The sequence below is a fragment of the Methylorubrum podarium genome (assembly GCF_022179745.1).
GTDB classification, from domain to species: Bacteria; Pseudomonadota; Alphaproteobacteria; order Rhizobiales; family Beijerinckiaceae; genus Methylobacterium; species Methylobacterium podarium.
Genome location: NZ_BPRD01000176.1, coordinates 1 through 7,747, shown reverse-complemented (window position 1 = coordinate 7,747; position 7,747 = coordinate 1). Strand labels below are relative to the sequence as shown.

Genomic DNA, 7,747 nt, shown 5'->3' with positions numbered 1-7,747 from the left:
CGACGAGGACGATCCCGCCGGCCATGCAGGCCCAGGACACGCCGTCCGGCAGGAGGTGGCGCCCGGTCGCGGCGAAGCCGAGCATCATCAGGGCGAGCCCGCCGCCCGACAGGAGGAAGCCGACCCCGTCCAGCGGCGGGCGCGTCTCCTCGCGGATGTCGCCGAAGTACAGGGTCGCGAGCACGATGCCGGCGAGCCCGATCGGGATGTTGATGAAGAAGATCCAGCGCCAGTCGGCGTAGGTGGTGATGAAGCCGCCGAGCGGCGGCCCGAGGATCGGGCCGATCAGCGCGGGGATGGTGAGGTAGGCGAGCGCCCCGACGAGTTCGGATTTCGGCACCGAGCGAAGGATCACGAGGCGGCCGACCGGCACCATCATCGCGCCGCCGATCCCCTGCACGAAGCGGGCGGCGACGAAGCCGGCCAGCGAGTTCGCGGCGGCGCAGGCGAGCGAGCCCGCCATGAACACGCAGAGCGCGGCCCGGAAGACGTTGCGGGCGCCGTAGCGGTCGGCGGCCCAGCCCGAGACGGGAATGAAGATCGCCAGACTCACGAGATAGGCGGTGAGCGCGAGCTTGAGGGCGATCGGGTCCACGCCGAGGCTCGCCGCGATCGCCGGCAGCGCCGTGGCGATCACCGTCGAGTCGGTGTTCTCCATGAACAGCGCGGTGGCGACGACGAGGGGGACGATCTGGGCGGGACGCATCGGCAGGGAGAAGCGCGCAACGCACCGAAGGGTTGCGCCGGGGGAGGGAAGCGTCGCGGCGAGTCGACACCGGAACCTCATGTCGGGCAGTCGCGGGATGAAACAACGTGGCGGAACGGTCACAGACCCGCGGGATACGCGCGCGGCCGCTGGCCGGATCCTTCCGGGACCGCCACCTTACGGCTAGGCTTCCGCCTGAAAAGCGGTGCTGTCCGGCCTCGGCCGGATGCGCATCCCCGCGCGTCTCACGGCGCCGGCCCAACATCCCGCGAAAGAGCCTGATGCCCCTGCGGTCGACTCATCGTTCCGGCTTCTCCCGCCTCGCGCTCGCCGCCGTCCTGCTCGCCGGGCTGACCGGCTGCGGCAACGTGGTCCTCACCGACGGCGACGCGCTCTCGCGCCGCGACCAGTTCGTCACCAGCGACGCGGTGGCCTCCGAATCCCGGCTGTTCATCGACCCGACCCTGCCGCAGACGGTGCGCACCGTGCGGATCGTGCCGACGGCCTTCACCGAGGCGGTCTCCGGTCCCGGCCTGACGCCGGTCGAGCGGCGCGTGATCGCCAACGCCGCCGACCGGGCGCTCTGCTATGATCTCTCGCTGCGCTACGACATCGTGTCCTCGGGTAAGGCCGATCTCACGGTGCGCTCGGTCGTGACCCGGGTCGAGCTGACCAATGTGCCGGCCTCCAGCGCGACCATCGCCGCCTCGGCGGCGATCACGGTGGCGGCGCAGGTCGGCATCGGCTTCGCCGACGCGGTCGGCAAGATCCCGGTGCCGCGGGTGCCGATCGGGCTCGGCAGCCTGACCATCGAGGCCGAGGCGCTCGACGCCCGCAAGCGCCAGCGCGCGGCGATGATCTGGGCGGGCGCGGCCAACTCCTTCACCAACCAGGCCCGCTTCTCCGCGGCCGGCGACGCCTACGACCTCGCGGGCGAGTTCGGCCAGGATTTCGGCTCCTACCTCGCCACGGGCAAGGACCCGTTCAAGGGCGAGCTGCAGCTCCCGACCTACGACCGCGTCCGCATCACGACGCTCGGCGAGGCGCCGCTCGATCCCGATTGCGAGGCGTTCGGACGGGCGCCGGGCGTGGACGGCATCATCGGCGACATGATCGGCCTGCCGCCGGACTGGACCGACAAGGGACCGGGCGTCTCCACCGCGCGCTGAACCACGGTTCGATCGCCTCGGCCGCATGCGGATCCCCTCTCCCCGCTCGCGGGGAGAGGGCTTCATGCCCCCTCGTCGGGGCATGAAGCGAGGCGGCAGCCGAAGGTGAGGGGACTTGGCCGGATACGCCTCGTCCTGAAACACCCCCTCACCCTCGCTCCGGCTTCGCCTGCGCTTCCCGCAGGCACGACAAGGTACCTGCGGGCCTCTCCCCGCCCGGCGGGGAGAGGGGCTCAGCGGAGCGCCTCGCCCACGCCGCCTCGAACAGCGGCACCTGCCGCATCTCCGGCACCAGCACCAGCCCCTTGTCGGTGATGCGGATCTGCGGGATCACGGAGAGCGGGATCAGGTTGAAGCCCATATAGGGAATGCTGCAGCCGGCCCGTTCCCAGGCCGCTTTGAGGGCTCTCACTTCGTCGGCCACCGCGCCGACGCGCTTGTCGGAGAGGAGCCCCGCCACCGGCAGCGGCACCATTGCCGCGACCCGTCCATCCTCCACGACGCAGACCCCGCCCTGATGGGCCGCGATCGCGTCGAGGGCCACCCGCATGTCGGCCTCGTTCAGCCCTGCGACGATGAGGTTGTGCGAGTCGTGGCCGACGCTGCTCGCCACCGCGCCGCGCTTCAGGCCGAAGGCGGAGAGCAGCCCGTGGGCGACGCCGCCGGAGCGGCCGTGCCGTTCGATCACCGCGACGTGGCAGAGATCGTGCGCGGCGAGCGTCGCCGCCCAGTCGGCGCCGGGGGCGAGCGCGACGCGCTCGTGGCTCAGCTCGATCCCCGGCAAGGTCGTGCGGATCGCGTTGACCGTGCAGGGGCCGGCGGGAAGGGGCGGGATCAGCGCCGGCAGCGGATCGGGGAGGCGAATCGTGGCGTAGGCCGGCGCCGGGTAGCGGTAGGGCCGGGCCAGCGCCTCTTCGAGCCTCGGGGTGGGCTTGCGATCCTCCACCACGAGCTCGCCGCCGTACCACGTCGCCTGCGGCACGAGGTCGTCGTCGAGGAGCACGAGGTCGGCCCGGCGCCCGCCGCCGAGGCCACCGACCTCGCCGTCGAGGCCGTAGCGGGTCGCCCCGTGCAGCGAGCCCATCGCCCAGGCGGCGGCTTTCGGGATGCCGCGGGCCACCGCCTCGCGCACCACCCAGTCGAGGCCGAAGGCGAGAAGGTCGTCGGCGTCGCGGTCGTCGGTGCAGGCGCAGACCCGTTTCCAGGCGGCGCCGTACTCGGTCACGGTGCCGATCGCCTTCGGCAGCGAGTGCCATGGGGTCGTAGGAGGCCCGCCGCGCAGAAAGATCCAGAGGCCGGCCTCCAGCAGGTCGTCGGCGATGTCCGCATCCACGGCCTCGTGGGTGTCGGTGACGCCGCTCGCGGCGTAGGGCGCCACGAAGTCACGGCCGTAGACGTGGCCCGAGATCGGGCGGCCCCGCTCCAGGGCGGCGCGGATGATGGCGTGCGCCCGCTCGTCCCCGGCGGCCACCGCGACGAAATCCATCTTCTCGCCCAGCCCGACCGCCTCGGGCCACGCGTCGAACAGCCCGGCGATCTTCTCCGCCGTCAGGTCGCCCCCCGCGGTCTCGAGTTCCGGCGTCGTGGCCGGCACCGTGCTCGGCACGGTGAGGAAGATGTTGAGCGGCGCCGCGCGGGCATCCTCCAGCATCCACTCGACGCCGTTCACGTCGAGCACGTTGCCGATCTCGTGGCTGTCGCAGACGATGGTGGTGGTGCCGTTGATCAGCGCGGCCTCGGCGTAGGCGCAGGCCGTGACCATGCTGCTCTCGATGTGGAGGTGCGGATCGACCAGCCCCGGCGCGATCAGGCCGCCGGCGACGTCGGTGCGCGGCGCGCCGCCGCGATGGTGGCCCGCCGGCTTCACCGCGGCGATGCGCCCGCCCGCGATCCAGATCTCGCGGTCGGGCAGGATGCGCTCGGAATAGGTCGAGAGCACCCGCGCGCCGGTGATGACGCGATCGGGCTCGGCGCGGCCGGCGGCGACCTCGGCGAGGCGCCGGGTCATCCGGGCCAGCGGCGCGACGGAAAAGCGGGTGAGGGGGCTGGCGGTCATCGGGTCCTTCCTTGCGCGGCTCTCGGGGCGCGGCTCTCGGGCAGGATGCGCAGGCATCGTGCCACGAAAGGAAGGCGGGGCGCAGCCGCCCGTGACCGATCAGTCCGCGTCGTCGGCCTCGCCCACGGGCTGACCGCGAAAACCGGTGGCCAGCACGTAGAGCTCGCTCGAATCCGCCCGGCTCGCCGCCGGCTTGACGTGGCGCACGACCGCGAAGTCGCGCTTCAGGTCGGACAGCAGGCTCCCCTCGGTGCCGCCCTGGAACACCTTGGCCAGGAAGGCCCCGCCCGGCGCCAGGATCTCGGCGGCGAAGGCGGCGGCGGATTCGGCGAGTCCGATCGTGCGCAGGTGGTCGGTCTTCTTGTGGCCGGTGGTGTTGGCGGCCATGTCGGACAGGACGAGGTCGGCCTTGCCGCCCAAGAGCTCGGTCAGGCGCTCGGGGGCGCTGTCGTCGAGGAAGTCGAGGGTGATGAAGGTGGCGCCCGCCATCGGCTCGACGTCGAGCAGGTCGATGCCGACGATGCGCCCGCCCTCGCCGACGATCTTCGCGGCGACCTGCGACCAGCCGCCGGGTGCCGCGCCGAGATCGACGATGCGCTGGCCGGGCTTCAGCAGCTTGAAGCGCTCGTCGATCTCGATGAGCTTGAACGCGGCGCGGGAGCGGTAGCCCTCGCGCTTTGCGCGGGCGACGTAGGGGTCGTTGAGCTGGCGCTCGAGCCAGCGCTTCTGGGAGAGGGTGCGCCCGCGGCCGGTCTTCACCCGCTGCTTCAGGTCGCCGCGCAGGCCGCCCGTCCCGCCTCGCCGGTCGGTCATGATCATGTCCTCAAGCATCGGTACGCGCCGATGCGCTCACAACGGCCGGATCGTCCCTATCCTGCTGCCGCGAGCGCGTGAAGACGGCATTCCCGGAGCGCATCGGACATGTCCTGGGCGCCCCTCTCCCCGCCACCGTCATTCCGGGGCGCTGACAAGCGAACCCGGACCCGAAGGGGCGCGCCGGAGGCGTGCAATCCACGACTGGCCTGAACGCCCTGTTCCAGCCGCGCATCACGGGTGGATCCCGGGTTCCGCTGCGCGGCCCCGGGATGACGGGGGAGCCGGTACCGAAGGAATCACGCGGAACTGGTGCTGTACGTCCGGCCCGATTGTCCTCAGCGATACCGCCCGCGGCGCCAGACGCCATCCTCGCGCATCATGTTCATGAGCAGGCCCTCGCGCAGGCCCCGGTCGGCGATGCGCAGGCGGTCCGAGGGGAAGACCCGGCGGATCGCCTCCAGGATCGCGCAGCCGGCGAGAACGAGGTCGGCCCGGTCGCGGCCGATGCAGGGGTTGTCGGCGCGCTGTTCGAGGCGGGTGTCGAGCAGATCCTCGATCGCGTCGCCGACCTCGCCGTCGCTCATCCAGAGCCCGTCGACCCGGCGCCGCTCGTAGCGGGCGAGGCGCAGGTGCATGGCGGCGAGCGTCGTCACCGTGCCCGAGGTGCCGAGCAGGTGGAAATAGGGGGCGGTGGCGGCCGCCGCCGCGCGGAGGGCGAAGGGGGAGATCAGGTCGCCGACCTCCTCCACCATGCCCTCGAAGGTGCGCCGCGTGACCTCGGTGCCGCCGTGGCGCTCGGCCAACGTCACCACGCCGACGGGCAGCGAGTCCCAGGCGCGGATGCGCAGGGTCGGGTCGGTCGAGGGATTGGCCGCGGCGCCGTCGAGCCACGCGATCTCGGTGGAGCCGCCGCCGATATCGAAGATCACGACCGATTCCGCCCGCGGGTCGGCCAGCGCGGCGCAGCCCGTCACCGCGAGGTAGGCTTCCGTCTGCCGGTCGACGATCTCGAGGTCGAGCCCGACCTCGGCGCGCACCCGCGCCACGAATTCAGCGCCGTTGACCGCGAGCCGGCAGGCCTCGGTGGCGATCACCTTGGAGCGGGCGACGGCGCGGGACTTCATCTTGCCCCGGCAGATGCGCAGGGCCTCCACCGTGCGCTCGATCGCCGCCTCGGTGAGGCGGTTGGAATTGCCCAGGCCCTCCCCGAGACGGACGATGCGGGAGAAGGCGTCGATCACGCGGAAGCCGTTGGGCGTCGGCTCGGCGATCAGCAGCCGGCAATTGTTGGTGCCGAGATCGAGCGCGGCGTAGGCGTCGCGGCGGCCATTGCGGCCCGTGTCATGACGGCCGGTCTCGTAGCGCGGGGGGTAGCTCTCGATCGGGCGTCCGCCCGTGACCGTGCGGGACCCGTCCCGCGATGTCTGCGGGTCGGCGGTGGGGCGGGCCGACACGGCGGCGGCGCTCTCATCCCTCATCGACGCGACCGAACTTCCTGGCGATGCGGCCCGGCAAGACGCAGGACCGTCGTGGCACCAAGGCTACAGGCGTTGTTCGGGAACTGCAAAGGCTGGATGGCCGGACTTACACGATTTGCCGCATGGATCGTCTCGGGCCGCCGCCGGTCAGCCCGGCTCCCGCTGCGGCTTCGGCGCTGCGCCCACCGCGTAGCTGCGGCCCTTCCACACCGCCCGACCGGCGCGGCTCGGGCGCAGCAGCACGTTCCACTGGATCGCGAGCGCCGTGCAGACGGCGAGCGGATGCAGGGGAATCGTCGCGGCCGGCTCGGCCACCCGCAGCGTGATCGCCGCGCGGGTGCCGAGCGAGATGAGGGCGGCGGCCAAGGCGAGGGCGGCAGCATTCCCGGCCCCGAGCGCCAGGGCGGCGGCGAGGACGAGCCAGGGCAGGACGTGGCCGCCGAACAGCAGCAATGTCCAGACGGGGAGGGCCATGGGCGTCGCCATGCCCTCGTGCGCGTTCTTCGAGAAGCCGGCCCAGGACTGCGAAAAGTTCCGGTACATCCGGCAGGCGGCGAGCGCGTGTCCGGCGACGAGGTCGGTGCGAAGGCCCTGCTCGCAAAACAGCCGCGGCAGGCGCACGCCGTCGTGCAGAGAGGTGCGGATCGCGCCGTGGCCGCCGGTGGCGGCGTAGGCCCCGCGGCCGATCAGGATCATCTGCCCGCAGGCGGCGCCGAGCGAGGGCCGGGGCGAGGCGCGCATCAGGGCGATCGGCAGGTAGCCGAGCATCAGGAAGTCGATCATCGGCACGGTCAGGCGCTCGCCCAGCGTCTCCATCACCTGCCGCGGCACGCCGCTGACGAGATCAGCCCCGCTCGTCGCGGCATGCGCGGCAAGGGCTGCCGCACCGTCCGGCGCCAGCGTCACGTCGGCATCGAGGAACAGCAGGCGCTCGCCGCGGGCCGCGGCGGCGAGCGCGACGCAGGCGTGGTTCTTGCCGGTCCAGCCCTCGGGCAGGGCGGGCACCGCGATCAGCCGCAGGCGCGGATCGGCGGCCGCGAGGCGCGCGACGATCGCCGCGGTCTCGTCGGTCGAGTGATCGTCGCCGACGATCACCTCGACCGGAACGAAGCGGCTCGCGAGCGCCGCCCGCACCGTGCCCTCGATCACCGCCGCCTCGTTGCGGGCGGGGATCAGGATCGAGACGAGGCCGCCGGTCGGCGCGGGCTCAGGGGTTCGCAGGATCGCGAGGTTGACCGCCGCCAGCACCGCCGGAAGCAGGGCCAGGGCGAGGGCGATGAGGGCGAGGAGCGCGAGCGTCATCGGGTCCGCGTCTCCGCACCATCGCCGTTCCGGTGTCCCGGCTCGAAGCGTCGTCCTGTCAGCGCCGCCGCGAGCCGCCGCCAGCCGTCATAGACGCCGCCGACGCCGCGCCGGCCCGCCAGCAAGGTCTCGAACCGGGCAGGATCGCGGGCGATCACGTCGGCCGAGAGCCGGTCGAGGGTCGCGGTCAGGTCCGACTCGAGCCGGGCGAGGCGCTCCG

Annotated in this window: 5 protein-coding genes and 2 pseudogenes; 1 reads left to right on the top strand and 6 read right to left on the bottom strand. The window is 72.6% G+C overall.

What is annotated here, in order from left to right; all coding sequences use genetic code 11:
• Nucleotides 1-706, bottom strand: a 706-nt coding sequence (locus MFF42_RS09300; RefSeq protein WP_238255480.1) for an MFS transporter, incomplete at its 3' end; no start/stop codon positions are given.
• 281 nt (nt 707-987) lie between these two features.
• Between MFF42_RS09300 and MFF42_RS09295 the strand changes: the two genes are divergently transcribed.
• Nucleotides 988-1,875 carry a DUF3313 domain-containing protein gene (locus tag MFF42_RS09295; RefSeq protein ID WP_238255479.1) on the top strand — a complete coding sequence of 296 codons (888 nt, stop codon included), beginning with the start codon at nt 988-990 and terminating at the stop codon, nt 1,873-1,875.
• A 253-nt stretch (nt 1,876-2,128) separates the two neighbouring features.
• Here MFF42_RS09295 and MFF42_RS09290 read toward each other — a convergent pair.
• The 5 genes and pseudogenes from MFF42_RS09290 to MFF42_RS09270 all read right to left on the bottom strand — a co-directional run.
• Nucleotides 2,129-3,931 (bottom strand): annotated as a pseudogene (locus tag MFF42_RS09290) (adenine deaminase C-terminal domain-containing protein); the annotation flags it as partial.
• A gap of 99 nt (nt 3,932-4,030) precedes the next feature.
• Nucleotides 4,031-4,744: an RlmE family RNA methyltransferase gene (locus MFF42_RS09285; protein WP_238255478.1), complete on the bottom strand. Its 714-nt coding sequence runs from the start codon at nt 4,742-4,744 to the stop codon at nt 4,031-4,033.
• A 338-nt stretch (nt 4,745-5,082) separates the two neighbouring features.
• The gene (locus MFF42_RS09280; RefSeq protein ID WP_238255477.1) at nt 5,083-6,225 is read right to left on the bottom strand and encodes a Ppx/GppA phosphatase family protein; all 1,143 of its coding nucleotides are present in this window, start codon (nt 6,223-6,225) and stop codon (nt 5,083-5,085) included.
• 147 nt (nt 6,226-6,372) lie between these two features.
• Nucleotides 6,373-7,527: a glycosyltransferase family 2 protein gene (locus MFF42_RS09275; RefSeq protein WP_238255476.1), complete on the bottom strand. Its 1,155-nt coding sequence runs from the start codon at nt 7,525-7,527 to the stop codon at nt 6,373-6,375.
• Nucleotides 7,524-7,747 (bottom strand): annotated as a pseudogene (locus MFF42_RS09270) (glycerol acyltransferase); the annotation flags it as partial. The gene MFF42_RS09275 and the pseudogene MFF42_RS09270, both read right to left, overlap by 4 nt.

Bases quoted from the DNA above. Each gene is read 5' to 3' on its own strand.
- MFF42_RS09295 (WP_238255479.1), top strand. From the start codon at position 988: ATGCCCCTGCGGTCGACTCATCGTTCCGGCTTCTCCCGCCTCGCGCTC.
- MFF42_RS09285 (WP_238255478.1), bottom strand. From the start codon at position 4,744: ATGACCGACCGGCGAGGCGGGACGGGCGGCCTGCGCGGCGACCTGAAG.
- MFF42_RS09280 (WP_238255477.1), bottom strand. From the start codon at position 6,225: ATGAGGGATGAGAGCGCCGCCGCCGTGTCGGCCCGCCCCACCGCCGAC.
- MFF42_RS09275 (WP_238255476.1), bottom strand. From the start codon at position 7,527: ATGACGCTCGCGCTCCTCGCCCTCATCGCCCTCGCCCTGGCCCTGCTT.